Raw genomic sequence first — 18,359 nt, 5'->3', positions numbered from 1 at the left:
ATAGCAACAAACTTACTAATTTACCTCCCTGTGACCATTGCACATGATCACTCCAACAACAAAAGCGACGCACACGCGCCGCCCAGCGAAGTACGTCAACGTACTCACCTTGCCTTGGAGCTCGTCATGGTTACCACTGCAACATCCTCCGCCCCGCTTATCGAAAAACACACGATTGGATACGTGCCCCCGGAAGATCGCCACGGAAAGGTAAGAGACCTGTTCACCCTGTGGTTCGGCGGCAACATCGCGCCGTTGCCCATCGTCACCGGCGCGCTGGCCGTGCAACTGTTCGGCCTGAACCTGGTGTGGGGCATCATCGCCATCCTCGTCGGCCACCTCGTCGGCGGCGTGCTGATGGCGCTGCACTCGGCCCAGGGCCCGCAAATGGGCATCCCGCAAATGATCCAGAGCCGCGCCCAGTTCGGCTCCCTTGGCGCACTGCTGGTGGTGGTGATCGCCGGCGTGATGTACATCGGCTTCTTCGCCTCCAACATCGTACTGGCGGGCAAATCCCTGCACGGCGTCGTCGACGCGATCCCGGTACCGGTAGGCATCGTCATCGGCGCCATCGGCTCGGGGATCATCGGCATCATCGGCTACCGCTTCATCCACGTCCTCAACCGCATCGGTACCTGGGTGCTGGGCGCGGGCATCGTGCTGGGGTTTGGCTACATCTTCACCCATGTGCAGACGGCCGACTTCCTGACGCGCGGTAACTTCAACATCTCCGGCTGGCTGGCCACCGTGTCGCTGGCCGCGCTGTGGCAAATCGCGTTTGCGCCGTATGTGTCTGACTACTCCCGCTACCTGCCGGCGGATGTGCCGGTGGCGTCGACCTTCTGGACCACCTATCTGGGCACCGTGCTCGGTTCCAGCCTGTCGTTCATCTTTGGTGCGGTTGCGGTACTGGCTACGCCGGTGGGCATGGACACCATGGACGCGGTCAAACTGGCGACCGGCTCCATTGGCCCGCTGATGCTGTTGCTGTTCCTGCTCAGCGTGATCAGCCACAACGCACTTAACCTGTACGGCGCCGTGCTGTCATTGATCACCCTGGTACAGACCTTTGCCTACCGCTGGATCCCGACCGCCAAGGCGCGTGCCGTGATCTCGGTGCTGGTGCTGGCGGCGTGCTCGATTGCGGCGGTGTTTGCGTCGAAGGATTTTATCGGGCACTTCGTGGACATGGTGCTGGTGCTGCTGGTGGTGCTGGTGCCGTGGACGGCGATCAACCTGATCGACTTCTACGCGATCCATAAGGGCAAGTACGACATCGGTTCGATCTTTCGCGTGGATGGAGGGATTTATGGCCGGTACAACCCCCAGGCGCTGGTGGCCTATGCGGTGGGGATTGTGGTGCAGATTCCGTTTATGAATACGCCGCTGTATGTCGGGCCGATTTCGGCGCATATCAACGGGGCGGATTTGTCCTGGTTGGTGGGGTTGGTGGTGACGTCGCCGTTGTATTTCTGGTTGGCGAGTCGGGACAGTGCGTATAAGCGGCGGTTGGAGGGGGGGAAGTTGGTGGGTGGGGTTTAATAGAGCCTGGCTCAGTTACGAGAAAACCCGCATTTGCGGGTTTTCCAGTTATCCGGCTTGGCGAATATTGATGGTGCCAGGAAGGCCGCCATCGCGGCCTCGCTAAAGCTCGACGGCTCCCATAGGGGGTCGGTGGTGTGAGTGGGTTTTGTGTTCGGCGGTGCTGTCGGGGTGTTCTTTCTTTATCATGGGGGCTGTCGTTCAATTTCTCTGGTAACCCAATGCACGCCCTCACCTTCCGTAACGCCAACCCCGCAGACGCCAACCGTTGCTACGAGATCGAAATCTCGGCCTACGAAGGCGACGAAGCCGCGACCCTGGAAAAGATCGCCACGCGCATTGCGCTGTACCCGCAAGGCTTTCTGATCCTGGAGGCGGATGGTGTTGTGGTCGGTTTCATCAACTGCGGTTGCGCCGATGAAGTGGTGATGTCGGATGAGGCCTTCAAGGAGTTGGTCGGGCATTCAGCCGATGCGCCGAATGTGGTGATCATGTCGGTGGTGGTGGATCCCGCCCAGCAAGGCAAGGGCTACTCCACGCGCTTGATGACGGAGTTCGTGCAGCGCATGCAGGCGATGGGCAAGAAGACCATTCACCTGATGTGCAAGGACCAGCATGTGGAGCTGTATAAGCGCATGGGCTATCGCTATGTGCAGCCGTCGGCGTCGGACCACGGCGGGATGGCATGGCATGAGATGGTGATGGATATCTAGCCATCGCACTCCCCCCTGTGGCGAGGGAGCTTGCTCCCGTTGGGGTGCGAAGCGCCCCTGATTCAGTGGATGCGGTTTTTCAGAGACCTGGTGACCGGTTTTGGGGCTGCTGCACAGCCCAACGGGAGCAAGCTCCCTCGCTACAGGGAAAGCATTTGCCTTGGGTTACAGGTTTCCCCCGGCCCACACGTGCGGGCGACGTGCAGCCCAAGGCGTTGCCCGTTCCAGTTGCGTCGCCAGGCCAAGCAACATGCCCTCCTGACCAAACGCGCCCATGAACTGCATGCCGATCGGCAGCCCGCTCCGGGAATCATGACCCAGCGGCACCGACATCGCCGGCGCGCCAATGACGTTGGCCAGCGCGGTAAACGGCGAATGCGCAAACACTCGATTCATCCACCCTCGCCCGTCCAGTTGCGCCTGCCCCTGGATGTAGTCGCCGATCATCGGCGCCAGCCCGGGCAGTGTGGGCGACAGCAGCACGTCATATCGCTGGAACAGGTCACCCATGTGGCGCGCGACGATGTTGCGTTCCCACAGGGCCCCCAACAGGTCTATCGCTTGCAGTGACTTGCCCAGGCGATACAACGCCAGTGTCGCCGGTTCCAGGTATTCAGCACTGATCGAACGACCCGTCGCGCCGGCAACTGCATCTATCCAGGCTGCCGTATTCGACGACCAGAAGCGCGCATTGAGTTCGACAAACGCCTCCCAACTGACGCCAATGTCCGGCTGGATTTCTTCAACCTGATGACCCAGTGCTTCCAGTTGTTTGGCGGTATTGAGCAGCGCCTGTTCCACCGCCGGATGCAGCTTTTGCCCGCTTAAAGGCAGACTCTGGAGGGCAATGCGCAACGAACCGGGGGCCCGTTGGGCAAGCGCCGAAAAGCTGCTTTCCGGCGGTGCTATGTGAAACGGATCTCCAGGCGCGCCGCCATGGATCGCGTCGAGCATGCCAGCGCTGTCGCGTACCGAACGGGTCAATACCCCGTGCACTGCCAAACCACTCCAGACTTCGTCGACGTCCGGCCCCATGGGCACGCGACCACGGCTCGGCTTGAGCCCGAACAGGCCGCACATGGACGCGGGTACGCGGATTGAGCCGCCGCCATCGGTCGCATGCGCCACCGGTACCAACCCCGCCGCCACCGCCGCTGCCGAGCCGCCGCTGGAACCACCGGCGCTGCGCTGCACGTCCCACGGGTTGCGGGTGGGGCCTGAAAAGCGGCTTTCGGTGGTGGTGCTGGCGGCGAATTCGGGGGTGGTGGTGCGGCCCAACGGCATGAGGCCGGCGCGGCGCAGGCGGGTCATCAGTTCCGAGTCGGCATCGGCGGTGCAGCCCTGCGCGAGCGCGCTGCCGAGTTCATTGCGGCGGCCTGCGGCGCTGACGCCCAGGTCTTTGAGCAGCAGCGGCACGCCATGGAACGGGCCTTGGGCCGCAACCGGTTCATCGTCCCAGGCTTCCACCAAGGCGTTGATCTGCGGGTTGACGACTAAGATGGCTTGCAAGGCCACCGCGCGCACCTCGTCGACACTGACAGCGTGGGTGTGGATCAGGCGTGCCAGGCCGGTAGCATCCTGATCGGCATATTCAGACAGGTACATGAAACCCTCCAAACGGGTATGATGAATACTCTTCGGTATCGGACGATACCGATAAGTATCATGCGATACTCCATGGTATCGCTGTCAAGTGGAGAATGTGCATGCGTGCGCAACGGACACCTCAACTGCCGCCCCGCGAGCGGATCGTCGATGCGGCGCAAACGCTGTTTGTCGAACAGGGCATCACCCGTGTCAGCGTGGATGCCATTGCGGCACTGGCCGCCTCGACCAAGATGACCGTGTACCGGCATTTCGAGAATAAGGATGCGCTGGTGCTGGAGTGGCTGGAGCGCCTGACGGAAAGCTACAGCGATGTGCTGGATGGCCTGGCGCAGCAACACCCCGACTCCCCCAGGGAACAGCTGCTGGGCTTGGCGGGTTTTATCGTCGACGACCTGGAACGGGCGGGCTATCGCGGTTGCCCGTTTACCAACACCCTCGCGGAAATTCCGGAGGCCGATCACCCTGCGCGAGCGCTGATCCAGGCGCATAAAAAACGCCAGTTTGAGCGGGTGAAGCTGCTGTGCACGCAGCTCAAGGCGAGCAAGCCCGGGGAGCTGGCTGAAGAGCTGACGTTGTTGATGGAAGGTGCCCAGGTGGTTGCGCAAAACAAAGGCGTGGATCAGGTGGGTGAACGGCTGATGCGGATGGTGCGGGAACGGCTTTGACAGGGAGCAGAACCTGATGAAACAGCATTTGATTGAGATAGGTGACCAACCAGACGCCGAAGCCGAGCAGCTTCTCGGCAAGGGACTCGCCGCCTTCAACGAACACATCACCGGCTCCAATGACCGACGTCCGTTGACGGTGCTGATCAAGGATCCCGACACCGGTGAAACCCTCGGCGGCATCACCGGCAAAACCAGCCTCGGCATGGCGTTCCTCGACCTGTTCCATTTGCCCGATGCGCTGCGTGGTTCAGGCCTGGGTACATCGCTGCTGAAGGCGTTCGAAGACGAAGCCCGTCACCGAGGGTGCCGCTCGGCGGTGCTGTACACCATCAGTTTCCAGGCCCCGGAATTTTACGAGAAGAATGGGTGGGTACGTTTTGGTGAAATACCATGCGACCCGCAAGGCAGCAGCCGGGTTTTCCTCAGCAAAACGCTCTGACGGCTAGACGCCAAGCCTTTTGCCAAACAACCGATTTTCATGGGTTTCATTCTGGAACGTATACGTAGGCGCCCCCAGTAGCTCATAACCACGACGCGGGTAAAAACCCAGCGCCCGCTCGTTGCCGACCCACACCGTCGCCCACAACAAAGAAGCGCCACCCTGCCCTGCACGCTGTTCAGCCGCTTGCAGCAAACGGTAGCCGAGTCCGAGCCCGGTAAACCGTTCCTGGATGTAGAGCCGCTGCAACTCCGCCGGTTTCGGGGTTGAGATCAGCGCATGGCCGGTGTCCATCGCAACCTGGGCAAACCCCACCAGATGCCCGTTGGATTCAGCGACGATGATGGCCGTGCCCGGCTGGGCGATCAGCGCGGAAATCGTCTGGGGCGAAAACGCTTGCAGCGCCTCGGCGGCGATTGAGTCGCGAATGCCTTCGGTGGCGTAAGTATCGAGAAAAACCTGCATGCCCAGCACACCAACGCATAACGCGTCTTCAGGCCGTGCATCGCGGATAAGCATGTCGGGAAGCATTCGAGGGGTACTCTCAAAATCAGCAAAGGCAACGTTTTAACACAACTGCACATCTCTTCAATTGCCAGCCTGAATTTGCCCCAGTAGGGTTGTCGCTTCCCCCGCCAACAGGAGCCAGCAATGACCTGGTTTTCAGATCCCGACGCTGTCGCCCGCTACGCCGAAGGCCCGGTGAGGCTGGTGCCGGGTTTCGAGTCCTTGCAGCGCATGAGCACGCTGCTGCTGCGCGAAAGCGTCCCAGCCACCGGCAAGGTATTGGTACTCGGTGCAGGCGGCGGCCTGGAGTTGAAGAAGTTTGCCGACAGCCAGCCCGAGTGGCAGTTTGTGGGGGTGGACCCGTCTGCCGAGATGCTGAAGCTGGCCGAGGCCACCTTGGGTCCGCTGATGGCCCGGGTGCAGTTGCATGAAGGCTATATCGATACCGCGCCCGAGGGGCCGTTCGATGCCGCCACGTCCTTGCTGACCTTGCACTTCATCCCGGCCGAAGAGCGTCTGCAAACCTTGAAAGAACTGTGGCGGCGCTTGTCGCCGGGCGCGCCTTTGATTGCGGCGCATCACAGCTTCCCCCAATCCTCGCCAGAGGAAAAAGCGCGCTGGCTGAAGCGTTATGTAGCCTATGCCGTGGATTCCGGCGTACCGGCTGAAGATGCCCAGCGGGCGATTGCCGCCATCAGCAGCCACTTGCCGGTGTTGTCACCCAACGACGATGAAGCGCTGCTACGGGAGGCAGGCTTCGAAGGTGTGGAACTGTTCTACGCGGGCTTCAGCTTCAAGGGCTGGATTGCCTACAAGCCCGCCTAGCTTCCGGGGGAGGCTTACCAACTCCCCGACGCCCCACCCCCACCACTGGAACCACCACCACCCGATGAGCTGCTGCTGGAACTGGAACTCGAACCGGAGGAGCTGGAGCCCCCACCCGACCCCGACCCCGACCCGCCGCTGATACCGTGGGCAAAGATGAACAGCGCCGCGAACGAAGCGAAGGGAAACGCCAGCAGCCATCCCGTGGCGCCCTTGTCAATCAATGCCCCCACGATCCCGTACACCACCAGCACCGCCACCAGCCGCGCGATAAAGCCACCCTGGCTCTCTTTCCACATGCTCTTCATCACCAGGAACAGGCCGAGATACAGGCCCAGGACCAGCAACCCTGCGAATGGATAAGCCAGCCAGTGAATAAGGGATATCTCGCGCACGAAGTTATCGGTCAGCAGCACGCCGGCGATGTAGCCCAACAGCACCAGCACGGTGTAAAACGCCGCCCTCGCCTGCCACAACGCGCCGAAAGTAGCGCCACCGATCAGCATGCACAGGGGCAGCAACAGCAAATAGACCGGCCAGTCCTTGCCGCCCGCAACCGCGACCAGCACCACGGTGACACCGACCACCGCCATCAGGGCCCGGCGCCAAGGGAGTTTTTCGGCGCCCATCAATACCCCGACCACCCCGCCAAACATGAATGCCAGGAGTACCGCATACGCTTCAGGCGGAAAACCGGCCTTGGCCACCTCGGGCAAATTGCCCCCGTCCACCAACAGTGTCAGGTCGTCCACCGCCTGCTGCACGCCGCCGGCGTAATCGCCCTGGCGAAACGCCGGGGTGATGTGTTCCTCGATGATGCGGTGGGCCAGCAGGTCGGTGACCACGCCCTCCAGGCCGTAACCGACTTCGATCCGAACCTTGCGATCGTCTTTCGCCACCAGCAGCAGGATGCCGTCGTTGACGTCCTTGCGCCCCAGTTTCCAGGCACGGAACAGTTGGTTGGCGAAGTCCTCGATGCCAACGCCCTGGGTGCTCGGCAGCAGCATCACCGCCACCTGTGCGCCCTTGCGTTGTTCCAGACCGGCGAGTTGCGTGGTCATACGCGATTGAGTGGCAGCGTCGAGGGTTTGGGTCAGGTCGATCACGCGCTGGTCCAGCGCAACCGTGACCGGCGCCGGGGGAACGGTATCGGCCCACACTTGCGAGCCGGAAACGATCAGCAGCAAGCCCAAGACACATTGCCGTAGGAACACCATCATGTTTTGTTACCTGAAGTTTCATCCTGAATCGGCCGACTTTACCCTATCGACGCTATAAACAGGTGACCCGACGCCACCGACTATCTAGACTTACGCCACCCCCACACACGCCCTACACGAGAACGCCATGGACCTTCAGCAGCGCAACAACGTCAGGGTGTATGGCAGCGGTCCCTCGACCCTGGTTTTCTCCCATGGCTTCGGGTGTGATCAAACCATGTGGAATTATCTGTTTCCTCACTTCACCGGCCGTTTCCGCGTGGTGCTGTATGACCTGGTGGGGGCTGGCCAGTCTGACCTGAGCGCGTACGACAGCGAAAAATACAGCTCACTGACCGGCTACGCCCATGATCTGGGTGAGGTCATTGATGAATACGCCGTGGGCCCGGTGGTGCTGGTGGGGCACTCCGTCAGCGCGATGATCGGCGCCCTGGCCGATCGCCAGGCGCCCGGAACAATCGCCGCCCATGTGATGATCGGCCCTTCGCCCTGCTATATCGATTCCGGTGACTACACGGGCGGGTTCACCCTCGACGATATCCATTCGTTGCTCGATACCCTCGATAGCAATTACCTCGGCTGGTCCAGCACCATGGCCCCGGTAATCATGGGCGCACCCGGGCAACCTGCCCTTGGCGAAGAACTGACCAACAGTTTCTGCCGCACCGAGCCCGACATCGCCAAGCGCTTCGCACGGGTGACGTTCCTGTCGGACAACCGCCAGGACATCGCGGGCCTGATGACCCCCACCCTGATTCTGCAATCCACCGACGACTTGATCGCACCGGTGTGCGTCGGTGAGTACCTGCATGCCGCGTTGCCCGCCAGCACGTACTGCCTGGTCGATAACGTGGGGCATTGCCCGCACATGAGCGCACCCGGCGCCTGTTCAGCGGCCATGGACAGTTTCCTGTTGCCATGGGTGGGTGCCGATGCCAGCCGATAACCTGTCGTTGCCGGACTCTCAACGTTTGTTCGACGGTGCGCCCTGCGCCTTGGTCGTCACCCGGGAAGACGGCACCATCGTGCAGGCCAACCAGTGCTTCAGCGACTGGACCGGCTTCAGCGTAGAGGAGTTGAAGGAACGACGGTTCCAGGACCTGCTGACGATGGGCGGGCGGATCTTCCATCAGACGCACCTGGCGCCACTGATGAAAATGCAAGGCTCCATCGCCGAAGTGAAACTCGACCTGCTGCACCGTGACCGGCGCACCGTCACGGTATTGCTCAACGGCGTCAGGCACGAACATGCCGGTATTGCCTACAACGAACTGGCCCTTTTCGGCACCACCGACCGTGACAAGTACGAGCGCGAACTGCTCAACGCCCGCAAACTGGCTGAAGCCTTGCTGCAGGAAAAGACCGCCGCTGAAGTCGCGCTGCATCAGGCCCAGGCCGAACTGAGCAGCGCCTATGAAATCGCCCAGCGCCGGGCGCTGTTTGCCGAGCAGATGGTCGCGATTGTCAGCCATGACCTGAAGAACCCGCTTACCGCGATCAAGATGGCCTCGGAGTTCCTCGCCCGTGGCGAGCGCAGCCCCAAGGAGCGCCAACTCCTGGGGCATATCGGCCTGTCCACCGAACGGGCGCAGCGGATGATCGCCGACTTGCTGGACTTCACCCAGGCCAGAGTCGGCCAGGGCATCAGCATCAATCCCGTAGCACTCGACCTGCACGCCGTCACCCGTGACAGTCTCGACGAGTTGCAAGTGGCGTTCCCCACGGCGACCCTCGAACATCACGCCACGGGCAGCGCCCGCACGTTCCTGGATGCCGACCGCATACAACAAATCATCGGCAACCTGGTGGCCAACAGCGTGGCGTACGGCGACCTGCAACAGCCGATTACCATCACCTCGCACCAGGACGCGCAAGAGAGCCGGCTCTCGGTGCATAACCAGGGGCCGGCGATTCCCGAAGCGTTGATGGCTGGCTTGTTTGAACCCATGACCCGAGGCACGGAGCAGGACAGTGAGGTGCGTAGCGTTGGCCTGGGGCTGTTTATCGTGCGGGAAATTGCCAAGGCCCATGATGGAGGTGTTTCGGTGAGTTCAAGCCCGGACCGGGGCACTACCTTCAGTGTGCACTTTCCATTGCGCCACCCATGAGCGCGGCCGCCACAGTGCCGTGAACAACGGTTTGGACTGACCCCGTCAACACCACGCCGCCGTGCCCATCCCACTGCACCGTCAGGGTACCGCCATCGCATTGCACGTCGACGGTGTCATCCAGCAGCCCACGACGAATCCCGTTGACCACCGCGCCACAACAGCACGAACCCGAGCCCTGCGGGATACCGCCGCCCCGTTCCCAGATGCGCAGGCGGATATGACCCCGGTCGAGTACCTGCACGAAATGCACATTGGTCTTGTTGGGGAACAACGGGTGGGTTTCCAGTGACGGGCCAACCGCCGCAATATCGACCGTCGCCAGATCATCGACAAAGAAGGTGCAGTGCGGGTTGCCCATGCTGCACGCCGCCGGGTCGCCCTCCAGCGGCAAGCGTTCGGTGTCCATCGCCTGCGCCAGCGGAATTTCTTCCCAGCCCAATGAAGGCAGCCCCATGTCCACCGACACCCGCTGTCCCGATTCGCGCACGCAGGTCAGCAGCCCCCGGTTGGTTCGCAGCACGAGGGTGGCAGTGCCGGCTTCGCGCATCAGCATGTCTGCAACCCCGCGGGTGGCGCTGCCGCAGGTGTCGAGCGGGGTGCCGTTGGGGTTCCAGAATGTGATGCGGGCAGCCGCGTCAGTGCAGTCAAGCACCACGGCCAATTGATTGAAGCCGATGCCGCGATGACGGTCACCCAGGCGGCGGGCGATTTCAGCGGTGATCGGGTCATCCTGGCCGCGCCGGTCGATCACGATGAAATCATCACCGTGGGCGTGCATCTTCACGAACTGCAAAGTCATGGGGCGTCCTGTTCTCGACCGGGCAAGGCCTGCAAGGATAGAGGGCTGGCGGGTATTTCATCAAATTCCCATCACGGGCATGGTAGCGTGGCTGCGCCCCGATCGGGTCAATCCATCCCTGAGGAACAGCATGCTCCAACGCCCTCTGCACACCGTGGCCCTCGCCGCGCTGCTCGCCGCGTTCGCCAACGCCGCCTTTGCCGCGCCCCAGGTCCTGAGTGCCTGCCAGCCCGCCACCTCAAATCCGACCTCCAAATCGCTGCTGGCTGCCGCCCAGCGCCACCTCGGCGACCAGCCCGACGCCCTGCCCCATCTGCACACCGAAGGTACCCTGCCGAACCACGGCATCCGCGAGCAAAGTATCGCCGCCGAGAAGGATTGGCCAGTCATGCGCCAAGCGGCCCTGGCCTGGCGCCTGAGCCGTGACACGCGCTACCTCAAGCAAGTGGATGACTACCTGAGCGCGTGGGCCAGCACCTACCAGCCGGACTTCAACCCGATCGACGAAACCAACCTCGACATGCTGATCAGCGCCTACGCCCTCACCGCCAGCGACCTTCGCCCCCAGACCCGCGACGCCACCCGCGCGCTGCTGACCAACCTGGGCAATGGCTATATCGAGCGCATCAAGCAGTTCCACGGCGAAAAGAAAGCCACCAACACCAATAACTGGCAGAGCCACCGCGTAAAACTGGTCACGGTGGCCGCCGCTGCACTGGGCGACCGCGAGATGCTCGAACAGGCCTTCCAGCTGTTCCGGCAACAGATCAACGACAACGTACTGCCCGACGGCTCGGTGAGCGACTTCCAGGACCGTGACGCCCTGCACTATGTGGTCTACGACCTGGAGCCGCTGGTGCAGGCCGCGCTGGCGGCCAAGCCCTACGGCATTGGCGGCAACTGGCTGGACGTCACCGCGCCCCACGGCGGCTCGCTGAGCGAAGCACTGGACTGGCTTGCGCCGTATGCCAAAGGCCAGCGCAGCCACGAAGAGTTCGTGCATACCCACGTGCAGTTCGACCGGGACCGGGCCCGCGTAGGTGAGCCTGGCTACAGCGGCGAATGGAACCCGAAAAGCAGCAATACGCTGTACTGGCTGGCGGCGCAGTTGGACGCCCGGTATCTGCCAGTGGCCGAACAACTCGCGCCCAAGCCTTCGGACTGGATCAGCGCCTGTTATTTGAAGTGAGTCGCCCGGTAGACTGAGCCGACTCACCCCTTCGAAGGATCGACCATGCTTATTGTGTTCAGCGGCCTGCCCGGCACCGGGAAGACCACAATTGCCAAGGCCCTTGCCGGCCAATCCGGCGCCGTGTATCTGCGCATCGACACCATCGAGCAGGCCATCCGCGATGCAGGGGTACTGGAGCAAGGTGTGGGCAGCAGCGGTTACCAGGTGGCCAATGCGCTGGCGTTGAGCAACCTGTTGCTGGGCCACACGGTTGTCGTCGATTGCGTTAACCCGGTGGCTGAAAGTCGTCAGGCGTGGAGCGACACTGCGCTAAGCGCCGGTAAGCCGCTGGTGAATATCCAGGTGGTGTGCTCCGACCCACACGAACACCAACGTCGCGTGGAATCACGCACCAGCGATATTGCGGGGCTCACGCCGCCCACCTGGCAGTCCGTCCTGGCTCATGAATATGAGCCATGGGCCGAGTCGCCATTGACCGTCGATACGGCGCGCTTGCCTCCCCATGAGGCGCTGACGATGATCAACGCTCAGCTAAGCGCCTAGAGCGCACTCTCCATCGCTTTCATCAACACCGGGTCCCGCCCGTAAATGTCCGGCGCGTAGAGCAACGCGCCCTTGCCATCGACCTGCACCGTCCAGTACCCCAACAACACGGGTACCGGCGTCGCGAGCCGGAACTCGTGGGTGGTTTCCGTCGCCAGCAGTTCTTCGGTGCGGATCTTCTCCGCCGGGCTCACCAGCAAGTCCCGCAGCAGCAGTGGCTGCTCAACCCTCACACACCCCGAACTGAAAGCCCGCGGGCCCTTGGAGAACAGCGGCTGGCTCGGCGTGTCGTGCAAGTACACCGAATACGGGTTGGGAAAGCGCAGCACGATCCGGCCCAGCGGGTTGCGCGGGCCGGCGCCCTGGCGCAGCAGGATGTTGCCGGGGTGCGACCAGTCGACCTGTTCCGGTGCCAGCGGGTTGCCCTGGCTGTCGAGCACTTGCAGGTTCTGCTGGCGCAGGTATTCGGGGTTCAGGCGGATCGCCGGCAGCTTGTCCTCGCGCATGATGGTGGGCGGGATGGTCCAGGTGGGGTTCAGGGTCAGCCGGGTGATGCGCGACTTCAGCAGCGGCGTCTGGCGGTCGGCGCGGCCGACTTGCAGGCGGGTTTGCCACACGGGCACGCCGCCCTGGTAGAAGCTCAGTTGCGCCGCTGCCACGTTCACCAGCACGCCCTCGGGTTCCAGGTCCCGGGACAGCCAGCGAAACCGTTCAAGGTTGATGCGCAATTGTTCGCGGCGAATCGCCGGGCTGATGTTCAGCTCGGTGACCGTGCCAGGGCCGATCACGCCGTCGGCTTGCAGGGAATGGCTTTGCTGGAAGGTCTTGACCGCGTTGACCAACTCGCCACGGTATTGCGTCCCCGCGGAGGTGGCGCTCAGGTAGCCGCCATTGACCATTCGCCGCGCCAGTTGCGGCACCCGCGAATCGTCCATGCCCGGGCGCAGCAACGGGCCGCTGGCCACGGCTTCCCAATGCTGCAACGGTTGCTGGCGCAAGGCGGCGTAGGCACTGCGCAGGCCAAGGTATAGCGGCGCGCTCGGGCGGGCCTGGTCGAAGGCTTGGGCGACGTTCTGCATGCCGGCCTCGGCCATGGCCAGCAATTGAGTGTCGGGGTCCGGGGCCGGTTGCGAATGCCAGACGGGCTCGAAGCGCGACTGCTGCAAGCGGCCGAAATGCAGGTCCTGCAGGGCTTGCAGGTACTGCTGGCTGGTACCGATATCGATGCACAGCACGTTCCCCGTGGCATCCGCCGGGGGCAGTCTATAGTGAGTCGGGTCCAGGCCATCGTCGGCCAGCAACTGCAGTTGGGCTAGCAATGCGGCGCGGCGATCCCCCTCGGACCACAGCACCACGTCGCCCTGCTGCTGATAAAACGCCTGCAAACGCGCCAGGGAAGGCGCATCGACCTGCCCGGCCGGGCCTGGGCAAACGGTCGACAATTGCGAGAGCGCCAATTGCACCGGGGCCGGCGACACCACCAACAGGTCTTCGGCTGTCGCGACCAGCGGTGCAACGAGCAGGCAAATGCTCAAGTAACATGCGTGTTTTTTGAACAATCGCTTAGCTCCCATCCACGGCGGAGATGCTTTATACATGCTGACCTTTTGCTGCCGACTCGGCCTGATCATCTCGACCTTTGCCTCGCTGAGCACCGTTGCGCTCGCAGACACGGGTAAACCTCTTACTCTGTATAGCAGCCTCGCCCACGCCGCTCCAGAACTCAACCCCGATGTACTGAAAAGAGCCTTGAGCGCCATGCAATGCGCGGTGGGCAATGGCATCGAACAGTCCGACCGGCTGGCGGTGATCGACTATTCCCAACCTTCGACCGCTCGTCGCCTATGGATCTTCGACCTGCGCAAGAAGACATTAGTGCTGCGGGATTTGGTGGCCCACGGACAAAAATCCGGGGAAAACTTCGCCACCCAGTTCTCCAACCGTGAAGGCAGTTACCAGTCCAGCATTGGCTTGTTCCGCACCCAGGAGAGCTACGAAGGCGCCCACGGCTACTCGCTGCGCATGGACGGCCTGGAGCCGGGTTTCAATGACCGTGCGCGGGACCGCGCCATCGTGATCCATGCCGCCGACTATGTAAGCCCGTTGTGGAGCAAGCGCGAAGGCCGTATCGGCCGCAGCCAGGGTTGCCCCGCCGTACGCCCGCAGGTAGCGCGCCAGGTGGTGGACAAACTCAAGGACGGCCAGTTCATGTTTTCCTGGTACCCCGACCAGCGCTGGCTGAAGTCCTCGGCTTACCTCAACTGCAAGCCGCGCCAGATGGCGAGTGCCGGTACTGTCAAAGGCGGTTGATGCTCTCGCTGTTGCCGTGCACCATGCGGCTCACGCCACCAGGAACTCCACCGTGTTCCTGGGCTTGATGAGAGAGAGAACCTGAGATGCTTTTACATCAATCCACCTGGATCGAGATTGGCCAGTTTCTGGAACGCAGCCGCAGCATCGTGATTCCCATCGGCTCCAACGAACAACACGGCCCCACCGGCCTGTTGGGCACCGACTGGATGTGCCCGGAAATCATTGCCCATGAAGCGCAGAAGAACGCCGACATCCTGATCGGCCCGACCTTCAACATCGGCATGGCCCAGCATCACCTGGGCTTCCCGGGCACCATTTCCCTGCGCCCTTCGACCTTTATCGCGGCGATTGGTGATTGGGTACGCTCGTTGGCAGGCCATGGTTTCGAGAAGATCCTGTTTCTCAATGGCCACGGCGGCAATATCGCCTCGATCGAAGCGGCGTTCTCCGAGCTGTATGCCGAAGCCAGCTTCAGCGGGCGCCCGTCGGGTTATGCGCTGAAACTGTGCAACTGGTGGGACCTGGAAGGCGTGAACGAACTGGCGCACCAGCAGTTCCCGGTAGGCCACGGCAGCCATGCCACGCCGTCGGAGATCGCCGTGACCCAATGGGCCTACCCGGACGCGATCAAGTCGGCAGACTACTCGCCGCAAATCGCCAACACCGGCCCGATTCGCGAAGCTCGCGACTTCCGCGCGCGATTCCCGGATGGGCGCATGGGTTCAGACCCGGCGCTGGCCACCCCGCAAAAAGGCGGTGAGTTGGTGGCGTTGGCGGCCAAGGGGTTGGTGAAAGCGGTCGAGACGTTCAGCAGCGAGCCAAAGCCGAGCTGAATCATTCGCTCAAGACAATGAAGATCAACTGTGGGAGCTGTCGAGCTTAAGCGAGGCTGCGATGGGATCACCTCGGTGTCACTGTCATACCGCAGCGATGCCATCGCAGCCTCGCTAAAGCTCGACAGCTCCCACATTAGATCCTCGCTCGTCGATTACAGGCAATCCTGCGCCGCATGCTCGAACCGCGACGGCTTGAACGTCGATGCCAACGGCTTGCGCTCGTACAGGAACACCTTGCCGCCGTCCTGGGACTTGTAGACTTCGAGGATGTTGTCCGCGGCGATCTTGCTGCTCACCACGATCCGGGCATGCCGCGAATTCTGCGTGACCGTGGAGGTCATGCCGTTTTTCTCGAACTTGGGCACCACGCACTGCACGTAGGCTTCAGGGTCCTTGGCGGTTTGCAGGGTAAGGGTTGGGGCATTGGGGGCGGATGCACAGCCCGTCATCAATAAAGAAGCAGAAGCCATCGCTGGCACTAACAACACGCGCATAAAAATTCCTGAAAAATAAACGAAGTGGGCTAACCGGCAGCGAGCAACGCCTTGAGCGAGGCATCGAACTGCTTTAACGCGTTCAACTGAACGTCGCGCTGCTGCCCAATCTGTGCAGCGATCTGGGGCGCCGTTTTGTCATGTACCCACACATTAGGCAAGTGCATTTGCATCGAACCCTCGGCTTTGGCGATGTATTGCAGGTCAAGGTCATAGAACTTGGCAACAAACCGCGCTTCCACCCGATCATTACGCTGGGTCAGCAATTGGTTGTAGGTATCGAGCATCACCACCACATCCGGGTGCGCCTGCAACAGCGCATCAAGGTTGTCGTAACGGGTGACCGAGGCAAAGGTGTGCCGCAACGAAGCCATCAGCCAGTCAATCGCCAGGTCCGGGTCGGAACTGTCGACGAAGGCCTGGCGAATCTGCTCGTCCAGCTGGCCCTTGGCACCATTGACCGCCATGGCGTGGTAGCGCGCCAGGTACTCAAGGTTGTCGAGGGTGTTGTCGCTGTAGAGCACGCCGACCGATTGCGAATGCTGCAACCCGACCGGGCTGGCGACGATTGGCGCCAGGTGGCTGGCTTGAAGCCCCCCGGCCGACGCAGAGCCAACCATTGTGCTCATCAGCAGCGCCACCAGGGCCAAACCGGTAAAAGTCCTCATCGCAGGGTCCTTGCACATCATGTTCAATGATGGCAATTGTCCTCCTTTTTCAGAAAAACAGAACTCGCAATACTTGATGGTGACTATTATCTAGAGCAATAGTGTCGTGCAGGCCGCCTCACACAAAATGATAAGGAACGCCTATGAAGCCCCACCAGAAAACCTTCGATCGCATCCGTGAAGCTGTGCTTCCGGAGTTTCGCGAGCGGGTTGCCGATTACCTGGTCGACTATGAGGAAGTGCTGCTGGACAACGCCGCCGAACCGGAAGTGGTCTACGCGATTGCCCAGCAATTGCGTGGCTACTTGCGCGGCTTGAACACCACCCGGGTGCTGGGCATGGCCGACTGGGAAGACCTTGACCGCCGGGTGGTGCAAAGCTGGCTGGTGCTGCTCAAAGCCGAATAGCACCGCGCCTAAAGCTCAGCGTATATCCACGCGATAACGGAAATGTTCGGCGTGGCCACGGCCGCGTCGCAACTCCAGGGGTTGGCCGGCGTAATCCCGGGCCAGCCGCTCGATCACCATCACCGGGCTGCCCACCGGCACCTGCAACCAACGGGCCCACACATCATCGATGGACTCGGCGGTGAGGGCTTCCTCGGCAGATGCCACGACTTGCCCGCAGACTTCTTCGTAAGTGGGGTACAACAGCAATCCCTGCCGGGTCAGATCCACGTCCAGCAGCGCCTGGAACCGCTCGCGCGGCAGCCAGATTTCCTCGGCCAGCACTGGCCCGGTGTCCAGCACGTGTACCCGCACGATGCAGATTACCGGCGCATCCGCTGCCAGCCCCAGCACCTCGCTCACCGACAACGGCGCCTTCACCGGCTTGACCGACAGGATCCGGCTCTGCGGCAGCTGGCATTCACCGCCCGGGCCCTGGAAGCGGAAACACCGGAACAACGACGACTGAAACTTCGGGCGGCGCACAAACGTACCACGGCCCTGCTGGCGCTCCAGAATGCCCTCGCCCACCAACGCCTCGATCGCTTTACGCACGGTGCCGGTAGACAGCTGGTACTGGGTGGACAACACCGCTTCAGGGGGAATAGCCGCACCGGCACGCCAGTGATTATTGGCAATCTGCTCAATCAGATGATCCCGAAAACGCTGGTACAACGGCAGGCGGGAGTCACTCGACAGTATATTCATGGATCAGGATTCACTTAGTAATTGAGGAGGTGACTACAGCGACGGTCGTGCCTGCTTGACCCATTCCTGGACCGAAGGCCGTTGCCATTGGCGCTGGGCGTACGCCACCAGGTTGGCGGGCACGCTGTCACCGTTGAGGATCAGCCGGTTGAGCATCACGGCCAGGTCCACGTCGGCAATCGACCACGCGCCGAACAGGTAGTCGCGACCGTCGGCCAACAGCGCCTGCGCCGCGTTGATCAGCGTGTGGGCCGCTGCTTCAGCAACCGGCGACAGCGGTTCGCCCTTGAGCCCGTAAAACACCACCAGGGTCGAGCGTTCCTGCCGAATCGGCATCAAGTCACTGCGCAACCACGCCTGTACCTGCCGCGCCCTCGCCCGCTGGCGGGGTTCGGCCGGGTACACCGGCACCTGCGGGAACACATCCTCCAGGTACTCGGTAATCGCCGATGACTCGGACAGCGCAAACTCACCCTGCACCAGGGTCGGCACGCGCCCCGTCAGCGACAAGTGCGTGTACGCGTCAGTGTGGTTCTCGGCCGTGTCGAGGTTCAACGTGAGCAGTTCAAATTCAAGGGCCTTTTCCCGCAGGGTCACAAACGCCGACATCGCGTAGGGACTGGTGAAATGGGCGTCAACGTACAGGCTCAGCGGGCGATGGTTCACGGCGACATCTCCTTGGTGGGAGCACCACACTACGAGATCGCGCCGCGCAAATGAAATGCGC

General features: G+C 62.1%; 21 protein-coding genes. 12 read left to right on the top strand and 9 right to left on the bottom strand.

Features of this window, described 5'->3' with window-relative positions:
• Positions 1-126 precede the first annotated feature (126 nt).
• Together HX821_RS06420 and HX821_RS06415 are read left to right on the top strand one after the other, a co-directional pair.
• Positions 127-1,542 carry a cytosine permease gene (locus HX821_RS06420; RefSeq protein ID WP_003210161.1) on the top strand — a complete coding sequence of 472 codons (1,416 nt, stop codon included), beginning with the start codon at positions 127-129 and terminating at the stop codon, positions 1,540-1,542.
• A 221-nt stretch (positions 1,543-1,763) separates the two neighbouring features.
• Positions 1,764-2,255 (top strand): GNAT family N-acetyltransferase, encoded by a 492-nt coding sequence (locus HX821_RS06415; protein WP_177035444.1) that lies wholly within the window; start codon positions 1,764-1,766, stop codon positions 2,253-2,255.
• A 165-nt stretch (positions 2,256-2,420) separates the two neighbouring features.
• Here the strand turns inward: HX821_RS06415 and HX821_RS06410 are convergent, their stop codons facing one another.
• Positions 2,421-3,860 carry an amidase gene (locus tag HX821_RS06410; protein ID WP_177035443.1) on the bottom strand — a complete coding sequence of 480 codons (1,440 nt, stop codon included), beginning with the start codon at positions 3,858-3,860 and terminating at the stop codon, positions 2,421-2,423.
• Positions 3,861-3,961: 101 nt separating this feature from the next.
• On the opposite strand from HX821_RS06410, the gene HX821_RS06405 reads away from it, so the two are divergent.
• Entirely contained in the window at positions 3,962-4,528 is a 567-nt protein-coding gene (locus HX821_RS06405; RefSeq protein WP_177008604.1) for a TetR/AcrR family transcriptional regulator, read from the top strand.
• Between the two features lie 16 nt (positions 4,529-4,544).
• Positions 4,545-4,970, top strand: coding sequence for an N-acetyltransferase (locus HX821_RS06400; protein WP_008435362.1), 426 nt, complete (start codon positions 4,545-4,547; stop codon positions 4,968-4,970).
• Between the two features lie 3 nt (positions 4,971-4,973).
• Here the strand turns inward: HX821_RS06400 and HX821_RS06395 are convergent, their stop codons facing one another.
• The gene (locus HX821_RS06395; RefSeq protein ID WP_256344164.1) at positions 4,974-5,489 is read right to left on the bottom strand and encodes a GNAT family N-acetyltransferase; all 516 of its coding nucleotides are present in this window, start codon (positions 5,487-5,489) and stop codon (positions 4,974-4,976) included.
• Between the two features lie 132 nt (positions 5,490-5,621).
• On the opposite strand from HX821_RS06395, the gene HX821_RS06390 reads away from it, so the two are divergent.
• Positions 5,622-6,302 (top strand): class I SAM-dependent methyltransferase, encoded by a 681-nt coding sequence (locus HX821_RS06390; RefSeq protein ID WP_177035441.1) that lies wholly within the window; start codon positions 5,622-5,624, stop codon positions 6,300-6,302.
• Between the two features lie 14 nt (positions 6,303-6,316).
• On the opposite strand, the gene HX821_RS06385 is transcribed toward HX821_RS06390, so the two are convergent.
• Positions 6,317-7,522: a YgcG family protein gene (locus HX821_RS06385; protein ID WP_177035440.1), complete on the bottom strand. Its 1,206-nt coding sequence runs from the start codon at positions 7,520-7,522 to the stop codon at positions 6,317-6,319.
• Positions 7,523-7,649: 127 nt separating this feature from the next.
• On the opposite strand from HX821_RS06385, the gene HX821_RS06380 reads away from it, so the two are divergent.
• Together HX821_RS06380 and HX821_RS06375 are read left to right on the top strand one after the other, a co-directional pair.
• Positions 7,650-8,468, top strand: a complete 819-nt coding sequence (locus tag HX821_RS06380) for an alpha/beta fold hydrolase (protein ID WP_177035439.1) — start codon at positions 7,650-7,652, stop codon at positions 8,466-8,468.
• Positions 8,455-9,630, top strand: a complete 1,176-nt coding sequence (locus HX821_RS06375; protein WP_177035438.1) for a PAS domain-containing sensor histidine kinase — start codon at positions 8,455-8,457, stop codon at positions 9,628-9,630. Before HX821_RS06380 ends, HX821_RS06375 begins: the two co-directional genes overlap by 14 nt.
• Here HX821_RS06375 and dapF read toward each other — a convergent pair.
• Positions 9,599-10,432, bottom strand: a complete 834-nt coding sequence (gene dapF / locus HX821_RS06370) for a diaminopimelate epimerase (protein WP_177035437.1) — start codon at positions 10,430-10,432, stop codon at positions 9,599-9,601. The two genes, HX821_RS06375 and dapF, sit on opposite strands and share 32 nt — an antisense overlap.
• Positions 10,433-10,562: 130 nt before the next feature.
• On the opposite strand from dapF, the gene HX821_RS06365 reads away from it, so the two are divergent.
• The gene (locus HX821_RS06365; protein ID WP_008435376.1) at positions 10,563-11,621 is read left to right on the top strand and encodes an alginate lyase family protein; all 1,059 of its coding nucleotides are present in this window, start codon (positions 10,563-10,565) and stop codon (positions 11,619-11,621) included.
• A gap of 45 nt (positions 11,622-11,666) precedes the next feature.
• The gene (locus HX821_RS06360; protein WP_177035436.1) at positions 11,667-12,167 is read left to right on the top strand and encodes an AAA family ATPase; all 501 of its coding nucleotides are present in this window, start codon (positions 11,667-11,669) and stop codon (positions 12,165-12,167) included.
• Here HX821_RS06360 and HX821_RS06355 read toward each other — a convergent pair.
• Positions 12,164-13,726, bottom strand: a complete 1,563-nt coding sequence (locus HX821_RS06355) for a murein L,D-transpeptidase (RefSeq protein ID WP_003210192.1) — start codon at positions 13,724-13,726, stop codon at positions 12,164-12,166. The two genes, HX821_RS06360 and HX821_RS06355, sit on opposite strands and share 4 nt — an antisense overlap.
• A gap of 37 nt (positions 13,727-13,763) precedes the next feature.
• On the opposite strand from HX821_RS06355, the gene HX821_RS06350 reads away from it, so the two are divergent.
• Both HX821_RS06350 and HX821_RS06345 read left to right on the top strand, forming a co-directional pair.
• On the top strand, positions 13,764-14,477 hold the full coding sequence (locus tag HX821_RS06350; RefSeq protein ID WP_023658766.1) for a murein L,D-transpeptidase catalytic domain family protein: 714 nt from the start codon (positions 13,764-13,766) through the stop codon (positions 14,475-14,477).
• An 86-nt stretch (positions 14,478-14,563) separates the two neighbouring features.
• The gene (locus HX821_RS06345; protein ID WP_008435386.1) at positions 14,564-15,313 is read left to right on the top strand and encodes a creatininase family protein; all 750 of its coding nucleotides are present in this window, start codon (positions 14,564-14,566) and stop codon (positions 15,311-15,313) included.
• Positions 15,314-15,468: 155 nt separating this feature from the next.
• On the opposite strand, the gene HX821_RS06340 is transcribed toward HX821_RS06345, so the two are convergent.
• The gene (locus HX821_RS06340; RefSeq protein ID WP_003210199.1) at positions 15,469-15,810 is read right to left on the bottom strand and encodes a hypothetical protein; all 342 of its coding nucleotides are present in this window, start codon (positions 15,808-15,810) and stop codon (positions 15,469-15,471) included.
• Positions 15,811-15,839: 29 nt separating this feature from the next.
• Positions 15,840-16,478: an ATPase gene (locus HX821_RS06335; RefSeq protein ID WP_177022007.1), complete on the bottom strand. Its 639-nt coding sequence runs from the start codon at positions 16,476-16,478 to the stop codon at positions 15,840-15,842.
• Positions 16,479-16,621: 143 nt separating this feature from the next.
• On the opposite strand from HX821_RS06335, the gene HX821_RS06330 reads away from it, so the two are divergent.
• Positions 16,622-16,885 (top strand): hypothetical protein, encoded by a 264-nt coding sequence (locus tag HX821_RS06330; protein WP_008435390.1) that lies wholly within the window; start codon positions 16,622-16,624, stop codon positions 16,883-16,885.
• 15 nt (positions 16,886-16,900) lie between these two features.
• On the opposite strand, the gene HX821_RS06325 is transcribed toward HX821_RS06330, so the two are convergent.
• Positions 16,901-17,632 carry a GntR family transcriptional regulator gene (locus HX821_RS06325; protein WP_003210205.1) on the bottom strand — a complete coding sequence of 244 codons (732 nt, stop codon included), beginning with the start codon at positions 17,630-17,632 and terminating at the stop codon, positions 16,901-16,903.
• A gap of 33 nt (positions 17,633-17,665) precedes the next feature.
• A complete protein-coding gene (gene yfcF, locus HX821_RS06320) occupies positions 17,666-18,298 on the bottom strand; it encodes a glutathione transferase (RefSeq protein WP_177035435.1) in 633 nt (210 codons plus the stop codon).
• Positions 18,299-18,359: the final 61 nt, after the last annotated feature.

Source organism: Pseudomonas sp. B6001, from assembly GCF_013386015.1.
Lineage (GTDB): Bacteria > Pseudomonadota > Gammaproteobacteria > Pseudomonadales > Pseudomonadaceae > Aquipseudomonas.
The sequence above is the reverse complement of the archived record's forward strand: the minus strand, read 5'-3'. Positions and strand labels throughout refer to the sequence as shown.